General features: G+C 44.6%; 23 protein-coding genes. 20 read left to right on the top strand and 3 right to left on the bottom strand.

Translation table 11 applies throughout. The annotated features are described in order from the left end of the window. Positions 1–96: 96 nt before the first annotated feature. The 7 genes from nifX to rpoN all read left to right on the top strand — a co-directional run bounded on the left by nifX (position 97) and on the right by rpoN (position 4,114). Entirely contained in the window at positions 97–552 is a 456-nt protein-coding gene (gene nifX, locus WCY03_RS07810) for a nitrogen fixation protein NifX (RefSeq protein WP_345991781.1), read from the top strand. Between the two features lie 10 nt (positions 553–562). Continuing rightward, complete coding sequence (locus tag WCY03_RS07805; protein WP_345991779.1) at positions 563–1,006, top strand: NifX-associated nitrogen fixation protein; 444 nt, start codon at positions 563–565, stop codon at positions 1,004–1,006. 10 nt (positions 1,007–1,016) lie between these two features. After that, positions 1,017–1,535 (top strand): flavodoxin domain-containing protein, encoded by a 519-nt coding sequence (locus tag WCY03_RS07800; RefSeq protein WP_345991777.1) that lies wholly within the window; start codon positions 1,017–1,019, stop codon positions 1,533–1,535. A 93-nt stretch (positions 1,536–1,628) separates the two neighbouring features. Continuing rightward, positions 1,629–2,006: a nitrogenase-stabilizing/protective protein NifW gene (locus WCY03_RS07795; protein ID WP_345991774.1), complete on the top strand. Its 378-nt coding sequence runs from the start codon at positions 1,629–1,631 to the stop codon at positions 2,004–2,006. After that, entirely contained in the window at positions 1,960–2,358 is a 399-nt protein-coding gene (locus WCY03_RS07790) for a nitrogen fixation protein NifZ (RefSeq protein WP_345991772.1), read from the top strand. The genes WCY03_RS07795 and WCY03_RS07790 overlap by 47 nt, the downstream gene beginning before the upstream one ends. Before the next feature lie 37 nt (positions 2,359–2,395). Next, positions 2,396–2,686, top strand: a complete 291-nt coding sequence (locus WCY03_RS07785) for a 2Fe-2S iron-sulfur cluster binding domain-containing protein (RefSeq protein ID WP_345991770.1) — start codon at positions 2,396–2,398, stop codon at positions 2,684–2,686. A gap of 159 nt (positions 2,687–2,845) precedes the next feature. Further along, positions 2,846–4,114 (top strand): RNA polymerase factor sigma-54, encoded by a 1,269-nt coding sequence (rpoN, locus tag WCY03_RS07780; protein ID WP_345991768.1) that lies wholly within the window; start codon positions 2,846–2,848, stop codon positions 4,112–4,114. A gap of 18 nt (positions 4,115–4,132) precedes the next feature. On the opposite strand, the gene WCY03_RS07775 is transcribed toward rpoN, so the two are convergent. Further along, a complete protein-coding gene (locus WCY03_RS07775) occupies positions 4,133–4,531 on the bottom strand; it encodes a P-II family nitrogen regulator (protein ID WP_345991766.1) in 399 nt (132 codons plus the stop codon). A 201-nt stretch (positions 4,532–4,732) separates the two neighbouring features. Between WCY03_RS07775 and WCY03_RS07770 the strand changes: the two genes are divergently transcribed. From WCY03_RS07770 to WCY03_RS07740, 7 genes are all read left to right on the top strand, one after another. Beyond that, positions 4,733–5,854 carry an aldo/keto reductase gene (locus WCY03_RS07770; RefSeq protein ID WP_345991764.1) on the top strand — a complete coding sequence of 374 codons (1,122 nt, stop codon included), beginning with the start codon at positions 4,733–4,735 and terminating at the stop codon, positions 5,852–5,854. Continuing rightward, positions 5,844–7,505: an FAD-dependent oxidoreductase gene (locus WCY03_RS07765; RefSeq protein ID WP_345991763.1), complete on the top strand. Its 1,662-nt coding sequence runs from the start codon at positions 5,844–5,846 to the stop codon at positions 7,503–7,505. Before WCY03_RS07770 ends, WCY03_RS07765 begins: the two co-directional genes overlap by 11 nt. A 3-nt stretch (positions 7,506–7,508) precedes the next feature. After that, positions 7,509–7,730 (top strand): putative nitrogen fixation protein NifT, encoded by a 222-nt coding sequence (nifT, locus tag WCY03_RS07760; RefSeq protein WP_345991761.1) that lies wholly within the window; start codon positions 7,509–7,511, stop codon positions 7,728–7,730. Positions 7,731–7,947: 217 nt separating this feature from the next. Continuing rightward, positions 7,948–8,256 carry a hypothetical protein gene (locus tag WCY03_RS07755; protein ID WP_345991759.1) on the top strand — a complete coding sequence of 103 codons (309 nt, stop codon included), beginning with the start codon at positions 7,948–7,950 and terminating at the stop codon, positions 8,254–8,256. A gap of 105 nt (positions 8,257–8,361) precedes the next feature. Further along, complete coding sequence (locus tag WCY03_RS07750) at positions 8,362–8,655, top strand: hypothetical protein (protein WP_345991757.1); 294 nt, start codon at positions 8,362–8,364, stop codon at positions 8,653–8,655. Positions 8,656–8,749: 94 nt separating this feature from the next. Further along, positions 8,750–9,178 (top strand): hypothetical protein, encoded by a 429-nt coding sequence (locus WCY03_RS07745; RefSeq protein WP_345991755.1) that lies wholly within the window; start codon positions 8,750–8,752, stop codon positions 9,176–9,178. Next, entirely contained in the window at positions 9,171–9,920 is a 750-nt protein-coding gene (locus WCY03_RS07740) for a hypothetical protein (RefSeq protein ID WP_345991754.1), read from the top strand. Before WCY03_RS07745 ends, WCY03_RS07740 begins: the two co-directional genes overlap by 8 nt. Before the next feature lie 52 nt (positions 9,921–9,972). Here WCY03_RS07740 and WCY03_RS07735 read toward each other — a convergent pair whose 3' ends face one another. Further along, complete coding sequence (locus WCY03_RS07735) at positions 9,973–11,604, bottom strand: sigma 54-interacting transcriptional regulator (RefSeq protein WP_345991752.1); 1,632 nt, start codon at positions 11,602–11,604, stop codon at positions 9,973–9,975. A gap of 156 nt (positions 11,605–11,760) precedes the next feature. Here WCY03_RS07735 and WCY03_RS07730 point away from each other — a divergent pair, with 156 nt between their 5' ends. From WCY03_RS07730 to WCY03_RS07705, 6 genes are all read left to right on the top strand, one after another. Then, positions 11,761–12,309, top strand: coding sequence for a redoxin family protein (locus tag WCY03_RS07730; RefSeq protein ID WP_345991750.1), 549 nt, complete (start codon positions 11,761–11,763; stop codon positions 12,307–12,309). Between the two features lie 57 nt (positions 12,310–12,366). After that, positions 12,367–12,693 (top strand): nitrogen fixation protein NifQ, encoded by a 327-nt coding sequence (locus WCY03_RS07725; RefSeq protein ID WP_345991748.1) that lies wholly within the window; start codon positions 12,367–12,369, stop codon positions 12,691–12,693. A gap of 18 nt (positions 12,694–12,711) precedes the next feature. Then, positions 12,712–12,954, top strand: a complete 243-nt coding sequence (locus tag WCY03_RS07720) for a hypothetical protein (protein ID WP_345991747.1) — start codon at positions 12,712–12,714, stop codon at positions 12,952–12,954. Between the two features lie 95 nt (positions 12,955–13,049). Further along, positions 13,050–14,333, top strand: a complete 1,284-nt coding sequence (locus WCY03_RS07715; RefSeq protein ID WP_345991745.1) for a nodulation protein NfeD — start codon at positions 13,050–13,052, stop codon at positions 14,331–14,333. A gap of 3 nt (positions 14,334–14,336) precedes the next feature. After that, positions 14,337–15,098, top strand: coding sequence for a slipin family protein (locus WCY03_RS07710; protein WP_345991743.1), 762 nt, complete (start codon positions 14,337–14,339; stop codon positions 15,096–15,098). Between the two features lie 16 nt (positions 15,099–15,114). Beyond that, the gene (locus WCY03_RS07705; RefSeq protein WP_345991741.1) at positions 15,115–15,636 is read left to right on the top strand and encodes an NAD(P)H-dependent oxidoreductase; all 522 of its coding nucleotides are present in this window, start codon (positions 15,115–15,117) and stop codon (positions 15,634–15,636) included. On the opposite strand, the gene WCY03_RS07700 is transcribed toward WCY03_RS07705, so the two are convergent. After that, positions 15,628–17,541, bottom strand: coding sequence for a methyl-accepting chemotaxis protein (locus WCY03_RS07700; RefSeq protein ID WP_345991740.1), 1,914 nt, complete (start codon positions 17,539–17,541; stop codon positions 15,628–15,630). The two genes, WCY03_RS07705 and WCY03_RS07700, sit on opposite strands and share 9 nt — an antisense overlap. Positions 17,542–17,589 lie beyond the last annotated feature (48 nt).

Raw genomic sequence — 17,589 nt, 5'->3', positions numbered from 1 at the left:
ACTCGAAAGAGTCAAGCTTCAGTGCCTTAGCGGCTAGCGAAAGTAAGCCGGGCTTTGCTCGGATTGCGATTAAATTAAATAAAAAGGTAAAGCATCATGGGTGAAAGTACAAAAATAACTGTCGAGGGAAGCAGTCCTTTAGAAAACGCGATAAAAGTGGCATTTGCCACAAAAGATATGCAGAGTGTCAACGCGCACTTCGGCGGTGCCAAAGAGTTCGTCGTCTATAAAGTCTCAAAAGAGGGTTTTGAGCTGAGCGAAGTCGTCAAAACGGACACGGAAGATATGGAGGGCGACGACAAGACCGATTTTAAGGTCAAAGCGCTCAAAGGGATCAACATCATGTACTGCGAATCCATCGGCGGAACGGCGGCGGCCAAAGTGATCCGCAGCGGCATAAACCCAATGAAAGTTCAAGAACCCCGAGCGATCGAAGATATTTTAAAAGAGCTGGTCGTCATGCTAAAGAACAATCCTCCGCCTTGGGTTAAAAAAGCTATGAACATACAGACAAAAAACGACCCGCGCCTGGAGCGCTGGACGGTAGAATAAGGAGAAAAAGATGAGTGAAGTAATGGAGTTTAATGCGTTTACACAGGAGCTGATACGTCAGCTAAGAGCGACGGATCAGTTTGGCAGCTGGGCAAAAATGAGCGACGAGGAGCTGCTCGCTAAAAAATATGTCAAGACAAAAGAGGATCTCAAACAGATCCCCATCATCGCTGATATAGACGAGATGCTTATCGGCGAGATCAAGATGATATTTAAAGCCGTCGCGCTTCAGTTCGAACGCAAAACGGGAGTCATGTGCAATGTCGTGATGGAGATGAGTCATGAAGGATTCGGACGCTGTATCGTCATAGCAGACAAAATAGTGCTGGTGGATAAATATTTCAAAGACGCTCACCGTTTTAGTTTCAGGACTTTGGAAAAGCTCTACGAAGAGGGCGAGAAGTATTTAAACGCTTCATTTGAGATCTACAATAAATTTAAACCATGTATATAAGGAGATAAAAATGGCAAAAGTAGGCATATTTGTAGGAAGCAGCGGCGGAGTCACACTGAGTGCGGCGCAGATGCTGGAGGGACTCTTGGAGGATGCGGAACTTATCAATATGGAAGAAGATTACGATGATCTGGAGCAGTTTGAAGAGTTTGACGTTCTGCTCATCGGTTCATCCACTTGGGGACAGGGCGATCCTCAGCGAGACTGGGTAGATCCGCTTTACGAGATGCAAAACGAGGAGCCTGACTTCAGCGGCAAAAAAGCGGCATTTTTCGGTGCGGGCGATCAAAAAAGCCACCCTGAAGAGTTTGTCACGGCTTTGGGAAAGATGAAAGATATCTTCTCCAATCTCGGTGCAGACACCGATTTCGGTCATACCTCTACGAGTGGGTACTCTTACAAATATTCGTATGCTGAAAGAGGCGGAAAGTTCTGCGGACTTGCGATAGACGATATAAACCAAAAGGAGCTTACGGCAAAAAGAATCGCGGAGTGGGCAGCACAGATCAAACGGGAGATGGGAATCTAAACGCAGAAAAAGCGACATAAATGTCGTTGTTTGTGTATTTAAACAAGAGTAGAAATTGCATCTATACCTGTAAATGAGTATGAGGAATTGATTATGAGCAGACTTCAGGAATTTGAATCGCTAAGCGATACGGAAGATTTTTTTGACTTTTTCGACCTTGAGTACGATGAGCGTTTGGTTTACGTAAAAAGATTTCATATCATGAAAAAATACGGAGAGATGATAAACAAAGCCAAAGAGAATGATCTGGGAAGTGATGAAAAAACACTTGAGTATTATAAGTTCGCTCTGATCAGCGTGTACAAGAACTTTGAAAACGGCTACTCCCCCTCTGCTGCGGAAATATGGGACACGTTTTGCAAACCTAGCGCCTGCAGCACATGTTCTACATCTATGAGCTGTAACGATATCGAGGAGGTAAGCCATGGCGTTCACGCATGCACAAGCCAATCAAATCTCAGCTTCAACTAAAGACGAGATCCTTCCCGTTTTTCGTTTGGGACAGCGGGTACGCATAACCAAGCCCGTCAGAAACGACGGATCGAATCCTTTTGAAGCGCCCGATGCTGTTTTGGTACAGCCGGGAGCCGAGGGGTATATCAAGTATATCGGCGACTGGCTTCAGGTCATACGCATATATGAAGTCCATTTTATAGAAGAGGGGCATACTTACGGCTGCCGCGAAGCCGAACTCGAAGCCATTGACGATCTGGACGGATACGATGAAGTACAAGAGGAGCTGAGATGGCTCCGTGAACACAGAGAGAACAAAGCCAAAGAGAGCTTGTTCTCGCAATCCCAAAAAGAAGGAGAACCGAACTAACTTTTTGCGAATTGACACTATATCGAAGGAAAAATGAATGACAACACGTGTAGAAATAATAAATGACTTCTTGGCGATCAACGTAAGACCGGGCAAAACGATCCAAGACATCGTAGAAGCATCCGGAAGCGCGCTGCCGTTTGGATGCCGTGACGGTGAATGCGGTACCTGCATCGTTACCATAGAATCGGGCATGGAGTATCTAAGCGACGTGACGGACAAAGAAAAAGCCGTCATGAAGATGCTCAACGAAACAAACCCAAAAGCACGCCTCTCCTGCCAGATGAAGATCGTCGAACCAAACGGTCTTGTACGCCTCAAATACTAAAGATCCGCATCGCCTTCCTCGTGGCGATGTTCTTTTATCTCTTTCATTAAGTATCTAGAACAAAAATTGCAAACTGTATAAAAAAAGAACACTTATTTGTATATAAAATACAACATGAGAGTATAATCTATATAGATTACAGCGTAAAAAGAAGATAAAATGAAACAGCAATTTTCCTTAAAACAAAAACAACTGCCTAGACTTTCCATGCAGACCTGGCTGCCTCTTTTACAATGTTCTTTGAGTGACCTGGACAAACATCTGCAGGTCATCACAAATGAAAACCCGTGTCTGGAAGTACAATCGGGTTTTGAGGTTTCAGAGAGTTCCAGCAACAGATCTCACACCGCTTTTATGGAGTACCAAAACAGAGTATCAAACACGGCAAGCGACGAGATAGAGTGGATGAGCGTGGCGACGGAGTCGCTTTATGAGAAACTTGACAACCAGATAAGCGCTCCGCTTTTCCCTACGCCCATATCGCAAAAGATAGCAAAACAGATCATCTACTATATAAACGACGAAGGGTACTTCGAGGGAGATGTCAAAGAGATAGCTCTTCAGTGCGGCGTAGACGCCTACAAAGTAGAGCAGGTCCGTCAGCGTTTTGCCTATCTGGAACCTGTCGGCGTGGGTGCGGTCGATTACAAAGAGTCGTTTTTGTTTCAGCTGGGCGACTATGATCTTGATGATGAGCTTAGCATCCTGCTCAGTGCTATGATCACGCAGTTTGACAAGATGGAGAAGTTCATAAACCATCCGCGCATACACGACGCAAAAGAGATGATAAAAAAACTCAACAATCCTCCGGCGATCGCCTACATGGAAGCTGAAGAGAACATTCTGCCGGACATGTTCATCGAGTCAAAGGGCGATGAGTTTGTCATTCGCATCAACCATGCGTTTTATCCCGATCTCATAGTCAACCAGATAGACAAATACGACAACTTCGCAAAACAGAAGTTCAAAGAGGCAAGAGAGCTTGTGAAACTGCTAGACCTTCGAAAAGCGACGCTTTATAACATCGCTTTGGTGCTTATCGAAAAACAGTACAGCTTTTTCATGGGAGGCAAACTGATGCCGCTTCGTCTTCAGGACGTAGCCGACGAGCTTGGTTTTAACGAGTCCACCGTCTCGCGCGCCATCAGCGACAAATATCTGGAGTGCAGCCGCGGCGTCTTTGCGTTTAAGGATTTTTTCTCAAACGCCATAGACAACGTCTCCACTTCGGAGATAAAAAGTTTTCTCAAAAGACTTGTGGAGTGCGAAGAGAAGGAAAACCCTCTCAGCGACAAGCATCTGCATGAGGAGATAGAAAAAAGGTTTCATATCAAAATGGTGAGGCGTTCTATCGCAAAATATCGTCAGGAACTGGATATTCCGGCTTTTAAAGAGAGGCAGTTCTTGTATAAACTCGCGACACTCTAAAAAGAGTGCCGTGGCCGATCAGCTTACGGGCGTGTCTATCGCCGTAAAGTAGTTCTCTTGGAGGTTTTTCTTTTTCCCTATCGTCGGATGTGCCAAAGCGGATTCGTTCGTCTCTCCCGTTCTTATTCTCTCCACTTCCAGTACCGGAGTGACCCACATCTTGCCAGAACCGGTCTCCAATTCGCGGGTATTTGTCCTGATAGCTTCTTTTGCGCTCTCTTTGAACGCTTCGTTGGAGATGACGATGTCGAGCCTGATGTTTTTATCCAGCTCGGTCTCTCCGCTCTCTTTTATAAAGCCGAGTCCGCCCTTGCCGACGACGTGGCTTATGGTGACTCCCTCTATGCCTCTTTCTTTGAGGTCGATCAGAACATCCGTGAGACAACTTTGGTTAAATATCGCAGTTAATAAATACATGAGAATCCTTTTGTGTGTGATTGTTTACGTATATGCAAGTGCCGTTCTAGCAGCGGGAAAAAGAAACATTTTTGTAGGGATATCTTAAATTTGACAAAAATGTAGCCGCTTTTTTGCCTGATGTGCGTTTATGTTCGGTATCCGGCGCAGCTGCAAGAATGCAAATTGCAACTATGAGGGTAACGACTTACAAGGAAAAAAATGCATTGTGCGACGAAAGAGGGTACTTTTTCATACTTGAAGCAATATCCCAAATACAGTATGGATTTTTACAGGTTCAACGGAGACTTTTTCATCTCCTCTTTGGGTCTTGGCACCTTTAGAAAAGAGCCTTACCGCGAGGAGAACTATGTCTTAAACTATAAAGACGCGGTAAAGACGGCTGTCTTAAACGGGATAAACCATATAGATACGGCTATCAACTACAGATATCAGACAAGCGAGCGGGAGATAGGCGAAGCGCTCGAGGAACTGTTTAAAGAGGGCAAAGCATCCAGAGAACAGCTCGTCATCACTTCAAAAGCGGGGTTTCTGCCTCTTGATTTTCCTTTTCCGGAGAACCCGTACAAATGGATAGAGGAGAACGTGGTGAGCAAAGGTCTGGCGCTAAAAGAGGAGATCGTCATAGACCAGCACTGCATGTCGCCCGGATATCTGAGATGGAGCGTGGAGAGATCGCTGGAAAACCTCGGCATAAAGACTCTGGATATCTTGTACCTTCACAATCCGGAGACACAGCTCGGCTACGTTGACTATGCGACGCTTTTAGGACGCATCGAGGATGCGTTCGTACTCTTTGAAGAGCTTGTAAAAGAGGGCAAAATAAAAGCCTACGGCATCGCCGCATGGAACGGTTTTTTGTACGAAGAGACGCACAAAGAGTACATCAGCCTGATGGATATCGTAGGCCTTGCGCAAAAAGCCGGCGGTAAAGGGCATCATTTCAAATATATTCAATCCCCCTTCAATCTGGCAAAATCGGAGGCCTACGGCTTTACCAACCAAAAGGCTCCCGACGGGCGCTACTATACGCTTATGCAGGCGGTAAGCGGGTTCGGACTGCAGTTTATGGCTTCGTCCTCTTTGCTTCAGCTAAACCTTTTCAAGTCGAAGTTTTCGCCGAAGGTAGGCGAGACGCTGGGCACATCGGAGTTCAACGACGTGCTGAGCGCGCTTCAGTTCGCGCGCTCGGCAAATGTCGTGAGCGCGCTTTTTGGGGCGGTCGATCCCCTGCATGTAAAAGACAACCTCACGCTTGCTTACCTGCCGCGGGCTGAAAGCAAGAAGATAAACACTCTGCTGGGAGACGCGAATGCTTTATGATGTCATAGTCGTGGGAAGCGGCATATCGGGACTTTTTGCCGCCTTGTATGCAAAAAGGGCGGGGTGCAGCGTCGTGGTCATCACCAAAAGCAATCCCTTCCGCTCGAACTCCGCCGTGGCCTCAGGCGGCATGAACGCCGTCACAGGACAAAACGAGCATGATTCGGTATATAGACATATAAAAGACACTGTCGGCGGAGCGGACGGGATCTCCAACGAAGTGAACGTCAACGACATGTGCAAAGAGGCGGTAAACATCGTGCGCGAGCTTATGGAGATGGGAGTAAAGTTCGACTGCGATGCAAACGGCAACATACAACAGCGCCCTTTCGGCGGAGCCAGTGCGAACAGGACATGTTTCATAGCCGACCGTACGGGAAGCGCGATAGTGCAGACCCTGCTTATGCAGTGCCGCAAAGAAGGTGTGGAGATACTGGGCAATCATCAGCTTTTAAACATCACAAAGTTCGACGACAAACTCTCGGGCATCACGCTGCTGCACCGTGAGGATTCGCATGTAACGGCGTTTGCCTGCAAATCGCTTGTACTTGCGGGAGGAGGATTTGCGGGGATATACAGAGGTCACTCGACAAACCCGCAGGAGAGTTCTGGAGACGTCATCGCAGCAGCGTTACGTGCGGGCATGAGACTCTCAAACCTCGAGTTCGTGCAGTTTCATCCGACCACGCTAAAAAACGGTTCTCTCATAAGCGAAGCGGCCCGCGGCGAGGGTGCTTACATAGTCGATGAGACGGGGATGCGTTTTACGGACGAACTTCAGACAAGAGACAAGCTTTCGCGCGCCATTTTGGAGCATATACAGGCCGGACATAAAGTCTATCTGGATTTCAGGCATCTCTCCTCTGAAACTATCGAAACAAGACTGCCTTCGACTCAGAAGATGGCGCTAAACAGTGCGGGAATAGACATAAAAACGGAGCTTTTGGAGATAACCCCTTCGGCGCATTACACCATCGGCGGTATCTGGACAAGAGGAGACACCTCTACGGATATCGCCGGGATCTTCGCATGCGGCGAGTGCGCGGCGACGGGAGTACACGGGGCAAACAGGCTGGGAGGCAACTCGCTTCTTGAGGCTGCTTACTTCGGCCGCATAGCCGGAGTGGAAGCCGCGCGCAGGGCAAAAAGGCGGGATTTTCTCCCCATAGATTTTTCTCAGGTCAACAAAGAGTACAGGCGGATAAATCTCATACTCGATGCGGACAGCCATTTCAACATAAACGCGATGAAAAAAAATCTCGGAGAGTCTTTGTTTAAAAATGTAGGCGTGTACCGAAGCGAAGAGAGCCTCATAGACGCTTTTGAGTATGTGCATTACCTGATGAAATGCCAGTACGGTCTGCACTGCGTGAACAAAGAGAGGCATAACAATGTGGAACTCTCCTCCATCTTGGAGTTCAGAAATGCGCTTTATGTGGCAGAAGCGATGATCCTCTCGGCAATGAAAAGGGAGGAGAGCAGAGGCGTTCACTACCGTACCGATTTTTTGGAGCGTGACGACAAATACTATGGGGTCTCCTCATGCGTCAGGAATTTGGGAGACGGGTTTTTAAGGGTCTCCTTTGAAAACGACATATTGGATAATTTTTTATACAAGATAAAAAGTTATCTTAAAAAACTAAAAGGATGAACAATGGCAAAAGTGATGTTGAGAGAAAACGATGAAGGCAAGGTCCTTTTTTATGTGGCAAAGAAAGATATGGAAGAGATCATAGAGACTCTGGAGTTTGACACGGATGAAAAATGGGGCGGTGAGGTAAACCTGACAAACGGCGACGTATGGTTCATCAAACCCGACGTAAAAAAACTGCCAAACGAAGTCGATGCAAAGATAGTAAGCCGCGGCGACGACTAAGATAAGAACCCTCTTTAGGGTCTTTTCTACCTGTGTAATATCTTTTTTTCATACTTTCGCATCTTCATCATAAACTTCAAAAAAATTAATGATAGTCTTTACATGTAAGGTTCTCTTGATTGAAATTAACATGTTTTGTGTTTATTTAGTGAATGTCAAGCTGTTTTATATATAATGTTTATTAAATAAATAGTTATCTACAACATAAAGGAACTGCATGTCAACACCTACTCAGACAATAACATTAAAAAGTGCTAACAAGTCCAGTCGAGTAACAATCGACAAAATCGGTATCGATAAATTTGAGCTCGCCGTAACGACCAAGTTAAATAGTTCAAACGAATACGCAGCTCCAACAAGAGTAAGAAATGGCTATACCAGTGCACAAGACGCTTTGCAAGATGCTATTTATCGTTTTACAAAAGACGGTTCTACTATTCAGGATGCCACTAATGAAATATCTGATCTTCTAACTACCAAAGAAGTCTCGAGTATTGTTGGGCTCGCCAGCATTTCTGAATGCTAAAACTAAAGAAGATAACAAATCAGTGGAGACCAATCAAAAACCCGCGAGCGGCTTTTTAATTGCTCATTTTAAACGTTACGTATTCAAAACTCTAGGAGGATTAACATGTCTGAATATATTGAATTAGAAAAAGAAGTAAATAGCCTAAAGAGCAATCAAGATTTTTCAGCATTTTTAACAAAATATGGTTTAACAAAGTCTAGAGAAAATGATTCAAGGAATGAAACTTTTTATTCAGGACAAGTTGGTGAAGACAGCTTGCATGTCAGTTATCGCTGGAAGGATCCAAGTAAATCTTTTTCTATACGACCAGATCGAAATTTTATCGAAGTCCATATCAAAGATGTAAACGACAATGTTAAAGCTAAATTCACAACTATGTATGAAGATGATATGTAACAAACCAAAGGAAACCAATTAAAAACTCGCGGGCGGCTTTTTGATTGCTTATTTTCAACGTTAAATGTCAATCCAACTTAAGGAGTTACAAGCAATGAATCCACAAGCTCAGATATTATTGTTACCAAGAAATTATGAATCAATTGATGAACATTATCTCTATGATAACACGGTATATACTATCAATAAAGTTTTAAACCAAGCAGGCATAAATAGTGCGTATCTCGACGACAAACCTATTCAAGTTCTCGAACTACGTAACGATAATTGGTTTCTCCCAGTTTTATATATTTCCTACAATGTACTGATTGAAAATAAAGAAGTGTATGAAGTGGCTTTAATGGCAATCAAAGAATACATAATTAAGTCTTCCCCATTTACACGAGGAGAAGATAATACTGTCGAATTGAAAGTTATTGTAGAAAAATCAGAAGATAAAACAACCAAAAGCATTGAGTATAACGGTTCTATTGATGGATTAAGTGATTTAAAAGATACTATATTGAGGATTGCTAATGAGTAAAACAATTACTTTTGAAGATATAGTTGAAAAATTTAATATATCTCTTGAAGAAGCACTGAATATGACAATTTTTGTTCGTGATATTGAACTACAAAAAGCACAAGTGTCTACTTTGACAACGCAAGTTGAAGAAATACGTCAGTATAAGTGTCAAGCTATGAAACGTAGGGAAGAAGAAAGAGCAAATCTTTTTTTTGCTTTTCACAATCTTTTAAACTCAGTCAAGTCGTGTATTGAATCAATCATATGTTTAAAAGAGAATGAACACCAAAAAGGTTGGAGTAAATTTGTTGATGCAGAAGAATTTTTAGATTATGCCGCTCTTCAAAAGGAAAAACTTGTCGGCTTAGAAGGCTATCATCAGCATTTAATACATATGGAAAAATGTTTATTTCCTCAATGGAAAATTTTTAATAGTCCTGGTATTGTTGAAACGATCGGAGATTGTAATATTTGCAATGTTCAATATGGTAAATGTGACCATATTGAGGGCTTATTGTACTCTGGTATTGTATGTCAGAGAATTAATAGAAAATTTATTAGAGTCGATCACAGCGCATTAGTAGAAAAGCCTAAAGATAGACGGTGTATTATTACAAAAATTTCAACAGATAATGGCTATATGAAAGATTATATGACATTAAAAATGTTAGATGAAAAAGTCAAAAATGATGGTAATGAAGAAAAGCATATGAATATGGAGTGTATTTTAATGACGACAACATCATTAGATATCAATTAAAACTACACCCCAGTGACTAAATTTCCACTTCAAAACATACCGCCCGACCTCGTTAGAGGTCGATATCGTATTTCTTAATCTTGTAGCCTATCTGTCTTGCCGTCATGCCCAGCTGCGCAGCGGCTTTTGTCTGGATGCCGCGGTTGTCTATGAGGGCTTGAAGTATGGCTTCTTTTTCCAGCTCCTGCAGGTTCATCTTTGTGACCGGTGCCGATTTTTTTGGCTGAGGGTTCGGTTGCAGCGATTTTTCTTCCAAAATCGGCTCGGGAGGCGTATTTACGGGTGCGGGCTCCATGTAAAGCTTTTGGTAGTTAAAGGGCAGGACATGGTTTAGCATCTCGGGCATTATGACGCCCTCTGGACAAATCAGCACGATCCTCTCCATCGTGTTTTGAAGCTCGCGGATATTTCCCGGCCACGGATAGTCTTGCAGAACTTCGAGTGCTGCTTTACTGAAGCTCATGTTCTTGCGGTGCTCTTTCATGAACTTGTGCAGATAGTGTTCTATAAGGAGCTTGACATCTTCGTAGCGCTCTCTGAGCGGAGGAAGGTTGACGGGGATGACGTTGAGACGGTAGAACAGATCCTCTCTAAACTCCCCTTTTGCCACCATGCTTTCCAAGTTGCGGTTAGTTGCCGCTACCAGACGCACGTTTGTTTTGATGGTCTTCGTTCCGCCAACGCGCTCGAACTCCTGCTCTTGAAGGATGCGCAGCAGTTTTACCTGAAGTGCGGGCGTGATGTCGCCTATCTCATCAAGAAAAAGCGTACCGCCGTCGGCCAGCTCAAAACGTCCTTTACGCATCTCTTTGGCATCGGTGAACGCACCTTTTTCATGTCCGAAAAGTTCGCTTTCCAAAAGCGTCTCGCTGATAGCCGCACAGTTGAGTTTGATATAGGGGCCGTTTTTTCTTTTGCTGAGGTTATGCACCGCCGTGGCGATGAGCTCTTTTCCCGTTCCCGTCTCACCGCGCACCAAGATGGTGGCATCCGATGGCGCGACGGTCTCTAAAAGACTGAAGATATGCTGCATCTTCGTACTGTTGCCGACAATGTTCTCGAACTTGTATTCGCTCAGCACCTGGTCTTTGTAGTACGTTTTTAGATCGGTGAGATTCTCTTTTTCCTGTACGAACCTTTTTTGTATGGCGAGTGTTCCGCAAAAGAGCGAACCCACGATGGTAAGCATCCTCACGATATCGTCAAAACTCAGCACGGAAGATTTGTTTATGTTCGCGGAGATGACCCCGAAAAGCGCTTCGTCCTGCATGATCGGCACGGCGACGTAAGAGATCGATTTCGTGTCTACGATACCCATCTTGTTGAGATAGTTGATGTTGTTGTGGATGTTTTCTATGACGACGGGTTCGCAGCTCTGCGTGGCAAGTCCCGTAGCGCCTTCTCCCAGCTTGTAGACCGCCATTTTACGCTGTTGGGGCGTCGTGTCTATGGAGGTGTAGAGTTCTACCGTGTTTTTGTCCTCGGAAAGCAGAAAGAGGCTGCAGCGCTCCAGATACGAGTTGCGTTTTAGCAGACGCATCCCTTTTTCTATGCTTTCGTTCACGTCGGTACTGCTTGAGAGCATCACCGCGATATCGTAAAGGATCTTGATCTCGTTGTATGCAAATGTAAGGGCACACGCCTGACAATCTTCGCTGTTTGATATATTTATCTGGTTATACATACTGTCCAACTATTAAATTGATATAACAAAATTATATAGAGAATCCAAACGGGTTCTACAAAAATGTTGTATAAAAAATGACCATTTTGTTGTATTTTAAATAGAATGCCTTATGCATATATCATCGAATAAAGAAACATGAAAAGAGAGGTGAATATGCAAATAACGGTACATAAAACGCCTACGAAACTCTTGGGCAAAGAGCTCTTTATCGGTAAAGAAGCCCCCGCCGCGCGCATAACAAAACTCGACGGCACTGCCAACGTGATCGGCATGATCGCCCCATCCATCCAGCTGCTCATCGCCATTCCCTCGCTTAAGACCGAAGTCTGCTCATTGGGTGCAAAAAAGTTTAATACATTGCTCAAAAAAATCAAAGGGGTAAGTGCGGTCATGGTCACTACCGATGATGCGGAGTTTTTAAAAGGGTATAAAGAAGCCCAAGGTATAGACGGTGCGGAGATCGTCATAGACGAAGAGCGCCATTTCGCCAAAAAATACGGAATTCTCATCGGTGAAGGAAAACTCAAAAACCGTTTGGCACGGGCTGTTTTTTTGATAGACAAAGAGGGCAAGGTTGCGTATAAGGAGATCGTACCGGAGATAGTCGATGAGGTCGATTATGACGCCTGCCTGCAAGCACTCACGGATCTTTTGAACGAAAAGAGAAAAGGACATACGCATGAGAACTGGATGTCCCTTTGAGCTTTTAACAAGGCTAAAGAAGAACAAAATATGCAATCGGCATGACGGAGATAAAAGATGATCGACCTAAAGACTATAGAAAAAGAGGTGTGTTCGCTTCTGCACTCTTACGGTGTCAATGCTTTTGCGCAAAGCGTCTTAGCGCCTTGGGTAGCGCACGAGTCACTGAAGATGAACCATCTGTATCAGGATCTTGGCTTTAAAAGCAGAACGGAGATGGGCAGGTTCATGAAAAAGAACTTTCCCGCATTTGCTGCTAAAAAACCAAAAGACAAGCTATGGAAAAAGTTCATTTACGACCAGATCGGACAGACCGCTCCCGCGTGCGTCCAGTGCGATGACAGGGTGAACTGTTTTAAGTGCTCTTTAGAAGAAGCGAGCTGATCAAGGAAAGGATATTGTATGACGGGTATTTTAAAAAGTGTTATGAAAGCCATATATAATCTAAGTGATGAAGATAATTACAACTTGTATGATGCCGAGGATATCGCAGAGTATCTGGGCTTGAGACAGGAGGTGGTCGACAGGGTCATAGGGACGCTTTTGGATGCAGGCTGCCTGAGCGAATGCATGAATCTGCATGATGACGGGATCCAGACATACTGCCTGACGGACAAAGCCATCGATATGGTAGAGATCGGGTAGAAGCGGCTTGACTTTGGGGAGATAACTCTGATATTATAAGTAATCGTTATTGTTTCGTATGCACTGTAGAATATTTAAAAGCGAGGTGTATAGATATGAAAAAATTACTTTTACTGCTATTTCTTTTATTATCACCGCTTTTTGCCGCATCTTCGGTCATAGTTGAGCTGGAGATAAAAGGCGCTATCGGTCCTGCGAGCAGCGAATACTTAAAAGGCGGTATCGAAACGGCGGTGCGTGAAGACGCCGAGATGATACTCGTCAAACTTGATACTCCCGGCGGTCTTTCCACCTCTATGCGCGAAATGATCCAGGATATCGCCAACAGTCATATTCCAGTTGTCATGTATGTCTATCCAAAAGGTGCGCGCGCCGCGAGTGCGGGGACGTACCTCATGTATGCGTCGAATGTCGCGGCTATGGCACCGGGAACAAACATCGGCGCAGCCACGCCCATAAGCCTGATACCTTCGCATCCGGCGACAAACGAGATGTCGGCTCCCGAGAGAAAAGCGGTGAACGATGCCGCGGCATACATCAAGAGCCTCGCCGAACTAAACGGCAGAAACGTACCGTGGGCGCTGGATGCCGTAAAAAACGCAAAAAGCATCACGGCAAAAGAGGCTTTAAAGCTCGGCGTTATTGAATATATCGCCGAGAATCCTCGCGAACTTATCGCTATGCTTAATAACAAAACGGTAAAAGTCTCGAACAACACGCTCACCTTAAACACACAAAACAGCATCATATCGAAGTATGAGCCTGACTGGAAGACGAAGTTCTTATATGTAATCACCAACCCCAACATTGCGTATATCCTTTTGCTTATAGCGGTGTATGGAATATTTTTTGAACTGATGAATCCAGGTGCGGTGCTTCCGGGTGTGATCGGGACAATCTCGGGAGTGGTGGCGCTCTATTCGCTGAATATGATCCCTTTTAACTTTGCGGGATTGTTTCTCATCATCTTGGGTATCGCTTTTATGATAATAGAGGTCTTTGTGGCAGGATTCGGTGTTTTAGGCATCGGCGGAGTGGTATCTTTTGCATTCGGTTCTCTTTTGCTTTTCGATGCAAAGACTTTGGGTAACAGCGTGTCCGTTCCTTTGGTGATAGCTTTTAGTCTGGTGAGCCTTGCTTTTTTTATCATGGTCGTGAAGCTGTTCTTAAAAGCGAGATCGGCCAAGGTTGTCAGCGGTGCCGAAGAGATGATCGGCTCCTTTGCGGAGGTGGTCGATGTGGGTGAGACGGGTTACCGTATCATGTCTCACGGCGAGCTATGGAACGCCGTAAGCAGAGAAAAACTGAAAGTAGGGCAGAATGTCCAAGTCGTAGGTCTTAACGGCCTTACATTGAGAGTCGAACCGACCAAGGAGTAGATCATGTTCTTAAACATACCTATCATCGGAGTGTATATCTTCATATTCGTTTTCGCTTTTTTGGCGATGTCTATCCGTGTTTTGAGGGAGTACCAGCGCGGAGTGGTCTTTACGCTCGGGCGTTTTACGGGTATCAAGGGTCCCGGGCTCATCATCCTGGTACCGTTTGTGCAGCAGATGGTCAGAGTCGATCTTCGTACCATAGTCCTCGATGTCCCGACTCAGGACGTCATCTCGCATGACAACGTTTCCGTGCATGTAAACGCCGTGGTCTATTTTCGGGTGATCGACCCTGAAAAAGCAATCATACAGGTGGAGGATTTTCACGATGCGACGAGCCAGCTCGCACAAACAACCCTGCGTTCGGTTCTTGGAGGACATGAACTGGATGAGATGCTTGCAGAGCGCGAACGCCTCAACTCCGATATTCAGGAGATTCTCGACAAACGTACCGATGCTTGGGGAATCAAAATATCAAACGTAGAGATCAAGCATATCGATCTTGACGAGAGTATGATCCGTGCTATTGCCAAACAGGCCGAAGCGGAGCGTGAACGCCGCTCCAAGGTCATCAACTCAAAAGGCGAACTTGAAGCGAGTGAGAACATCTTGGCGGCGGCTCAGAAACTGAGCCAGAACGATCTGGGGATACAGCTGCGTTATCTTCAGACTATGAGCGATATCTCCAACGATAAGACGAACACTCTCGTCTTTCCGTTTCCCATAGACATAGCCAATATCTTCAACACGAGCCAGAAAAAATGATCTTTGAGGCGGTATGATGAAAACGCTGATCCTGCTTGCCAGTTCGGGAGAGAATCTAAAACTGGCGCTCAGACTGCAAGAGCAGGCCGCAACTCTGGATGCCGAAGCGGAGATAGTCAACATCATGAAACTCAAACTGCCGCTGTACGATATGGATGTCGAAATAAACGAAGGCATTCCCCAAAAGGTTTACGCATTGATGGAAAAGATGAAAGAGGTTGATTCTTACATCGTAGTCGCTCCCACATATAACGGCTCCATTCCTCCTGTACTTTCAAATGCGGTCGCCTGGATATCAAGAGCCGACGCAGATTTCAGGGTGCTGTTCAATGAAAGGATCATCCTGATGTGTTCTCACAGCAACAGCGATTGCAGCGGAGTATTTTTGGCCATGAGACAGCAGTTCAACAAACTCGGTTCTATCGTTCTCTCACGGGAGATAGGTACGACCTTGACCAAGGAGCTCAACGAAAGAAGCTCACTAAAGACCCTCAAACAGTTTTTTAAGTTTTCAAAAGTCAATCAAAGGCTAGAGTAGCTTCGTTCCGTAGAAGAAGATACCCTGCATAGCTTCCTGACTGATATAGACTATCTCACATTCGAACTCGGTCTTGTTGTCAAGCGGTTCTTTGGTGACAAATACGATCTTGTCGCCTTTTTGTCTTTTGACATTTTTATCGACATCGTAAAAAGAGATGCCGTTATGGGAATAGTCGAATATATAGATACAGTTGGCATTGCCGTCTCTTGCTTTTAACGGCGGCGTTATCACGGTTCTTTTCGCGCTTCTGCTGTTTAGAACGACCTCAAATCCGTCCGCAAGCGTTTTAAGCGATGCACTCTTGTCTGCCGTGTCTTTCATGATATGTTTGGAATCTTCGGCATTGTCTACAAGAACCTTGCTCGATTCTTCCACTTTTTGAAGTTCATGGTTCATGTCGTTTAACATCACCGATTCTTCGCTGAACTGGGTGTTGAACTCGACAAGATAGTTTGAGATGAGATTAAAGCTGTTTTTTATCTCTTCGAAGTTTTTATCGATGATATTTGAACTCTCCACCAAAGAGACGACACTGTTCTTAGAGTTCAGCGCGCTTATCGAAACATTATCTATCTGCTTGTCTATTTTGTTGAGGACCTCTTCGATATCATCCGCATTTTTCTGCGAGACCTCTGCAAGTTCGCGGATCTTGTCCGCAACGACGGCGAAACTTCTTCCATGGACTCCCGCGCGCGCCGCTTCGATGGCTGCATTTAAGGAAATGAGGTTCGTTTCATCCGCGATGTCGGAGATAACGTCCATCATTTTGGAGATCTCGCTGGAGAATGTTTTGAGATCTTGTACCGTAACGGTAGTGTTTTCCATAGATTCGATCGCTTCAGAACCCTGTTTAAGGTTTTTGGAGACCTCTTTTTGGCTGTTGCTTACGATCTCTTTGGAATTATCCGAACTCTCGAGCATTCTGGCGAGGGTACTTTGCATCTTGTCGTTGTCTTCGACGATCTCGTAAAGCTTGCTTTTTGTGCTGTGCAGCGAGTGATGCTGTATCCTTACATGTTCATTGGTCTGATCGATCTTGACATATCCGTAACTTGCATTAAACGCCATATGCTTGCTTTCGTTCACGACATTTTCTATGACGGGTTTTAATGCTTTTACCATCTGATCGAGATGGATAAAGAGGTTGTCTATCTCGTTGTCGTTGTCCTCTTCTTGAAGGAGTTCGTCTTTTACGATATCATCGATAACAAAGTTTCCTTTTTCAACCCGCAAGATGACCTCTAAAAGTTTGTTTATACGTCTTGATACATATTTGCTAAACAAAAAGTGAGTCAGAAGAAGGATGATGACTATATTGATGATGCCCGTAATGATAGTAAGGGTGATGTTGTCGTTTATGGCCGTGTCAAAATCGTTGAGGTCGATCCTGGCATCTTCAATCGCGATCACGTCTCCGGGAGTCCATGTAGGGTGGCACATCTTACATTTTTCTTCCGCGACGATGGGACGGGCCAATATATAGTAGTTTTTGTTTGAATCGACAATATTTTCCTCTATCTCCTTGACCTTTTTGTCGTTTTGAAATCTGTCGATTATCGCCGCTTCGTATGCGGTCGCTTTGTTTTTTATGTTTGTAGGTGTTTTTGACGCTTCTTTAAAAAAGACCTTCCCTTTTGAAAGATCGGTAAATCTGTCAAACACCTCGTTTTGGATTATCTGAGGTATCTCGGTAGATTCACCGCTGAAGAACTTTTCATTTCTCGAGTCGAGCAAAACATCGGCAAAGTTAAGTACCGCCGTGGCTTGCGATTTTAGATTTACCGTCAAAGATTCTTTTTGTTTTACGTATCCGTAGTAGTAGAAGATTGCCGAGATGGTTATGAATGCACCTGCAAACATAATAGAAAACATCGTAGCTAATTTTAATTTTTGAACATTCATTAAGTACCTGCTGAGATTGAGTATGTTTATTTTTGTTATTATAACAAA

The sequence above is a fragment of the Sulfurimonas sp. HSL-1716 genome (genome assembly GCF_039645975.1).
Taxonomy (GTDB): domain Bacteria; phylum Campylobacterota; class Campylobacteria; order Campylobacterales; family Sulfurimonadaceae; genus Hydrocurvibacter; species Hydrocurvibacter sulfurireducens.
This window is presented reverse-complemented; position numbering and strand designations above follow the sequence as displayed.

Coding starts and splice junctions, on each gene's coding strand:
- nifX (WP_345991781.1), top strand. CDS start 97: ATGGGTGAAAGTACAAAAATAACTGTCGAGGGAAGCAGTCCTTTAGAA.
- WCY03_RS07805 (WP_345991779.1), top strand. CDS start 563: ATGAGTGAAGTAATGGAGTTTAATGCGTTTACACAGGAGCTGATACGT.
- WCY03_RS07800 (WP_345991777.1), top strand. CDS start 1,017: ATGGCAAAAGTAGGCATATTTGTAGGAAGCAGCGGCGGAGTCACACTG.
- WCY03_RS07795 (WP_345991774.1), top strand. CDS start 1,629: ATGAGCAGACTTCAGGAATTTGAATCGCTAAGCGATACGGAAGATTTT.
- WCY03_RS07790 (WP_345991772.1), top strand. CDS start 1,960: ATGGCGTTCACGCATGCACAAGCCAATCAAATCTCAGCTTCAACTAAA.
- WCY03_RS07785 (WP_345991770.1), top strand. CDS start 2,396: ATGACAACACGTGTAGAAATAATAAATGACTTCTTGGCGATCAACGTA.
- rpoN (WP_345991768.1), top strand. CDS start 2,846: ATGAAACAGCAATTTTCCTTAAAACAAAAACAACTGCCTAGACTTTCC.
- WCY03_RS07775 (WP_345991766.1), bottom strand. CDS start 4,531: ATGTATTTATTAACTGCGATATTTAACCAAAGTTGTCTCACGGATGTT.
- WCY03_RS07770 (WP_345991764.1), top strand. CDS start 4,733: ATGCATTGTGCGACGAAAGAGGGTACTTTTTCATACTTGAAGCAATAT.
- WCY03_RS07765 (WP_345991763.1), top strand. CDS start 5,844: ATGCTTTATGATGTCATAGTCGTGGGAAGCGGCATATCGGGACTTTTT.
- nifT (WP_345991761.1), top strand. CDS start 7,509: ATGGCAAAAGTGATGTTGAGAGAAAACGATGAAGGCAAGGTCCTTTTT.
- WCY03_RS07755 (WP_345991759.1), top strand. CDS start 7,948: ATGTCAACACCTACTCAGACAATAACATTAAAAAGTGCTAACAAGTCC.
- WCY03_RS07750 (WP_345991757.1), top strand. CDS start 8,362: ATGTCTGAATATATTGAATTAGAAAAAGAAGTAAATAGCCTAAAGAGC.
- WCY03_RS07745 (WP_345991755.1), top strand. CDS start 8,750: ATGAATCCACAAGCTCAGATATTATTGTTACCAAGAAATTATGAATCA.
- WCY03_RS07740 (WP_345991754.1), top strand. CDS start 9,171: ATGAGTAAAACAATTACTTTTGAAGATATAGTTGAAAAATTTAATATA.
- WCY03_RS07735 (WP_345991752.1), bottom strand. CDS start 11,604: ATGTATAACCAGATAAATATATCAAACAGCGAAGATTGTCAGGCGTGT.
- WCY03_RS07730 (WP_345991750.1), top strand. CDS start 11,761: ATGCAAATAACGGTACATAAAACGCCTACGAAACTCTTGGGCAAAGAG.
- WCY03_RS07725 (WP_345991748.1), top strand. CDS start 12,367: ATGATCGACCTAAAGACTATAGAAAAAGAGGTGTGTTCGCTTCTGCAC.
- WCY03_RS07720 (WP_345991747.1), top strand. CDS start 12,712: ATGACGGGTATTTTAAAAAGTGTTATGAAAGCCATATATAATCTAAGT.
- WCY03_RS07715 (WP_345991745.1), top strand. CDS start 13,050: ATGAAAAAATTACTTTTACTGCTATTTCTTTTATTATCACCGCTTTTT.
- WCY03_RS07710 (WP_345991743.1), top strand. CDS start 14,337: ATGTTCTTAAACATACCTATCATCGGAGTGTATATCTTCATATTCGTT.
- WCY03_RS07705 (WP_345991741.1), top strand. CDS start 15,115: ATGAAAACGCTGATCCTGCTTGCCAGTTCGGGAGAGAATCTAAAACTG.
- WCY03_RS07700 (WP_345991740.1), bottom strand. CDS start 17,541: ATGAATGTTCAAAAATTAAAATTAGCTACGATGTTTTCTATTATGTTT.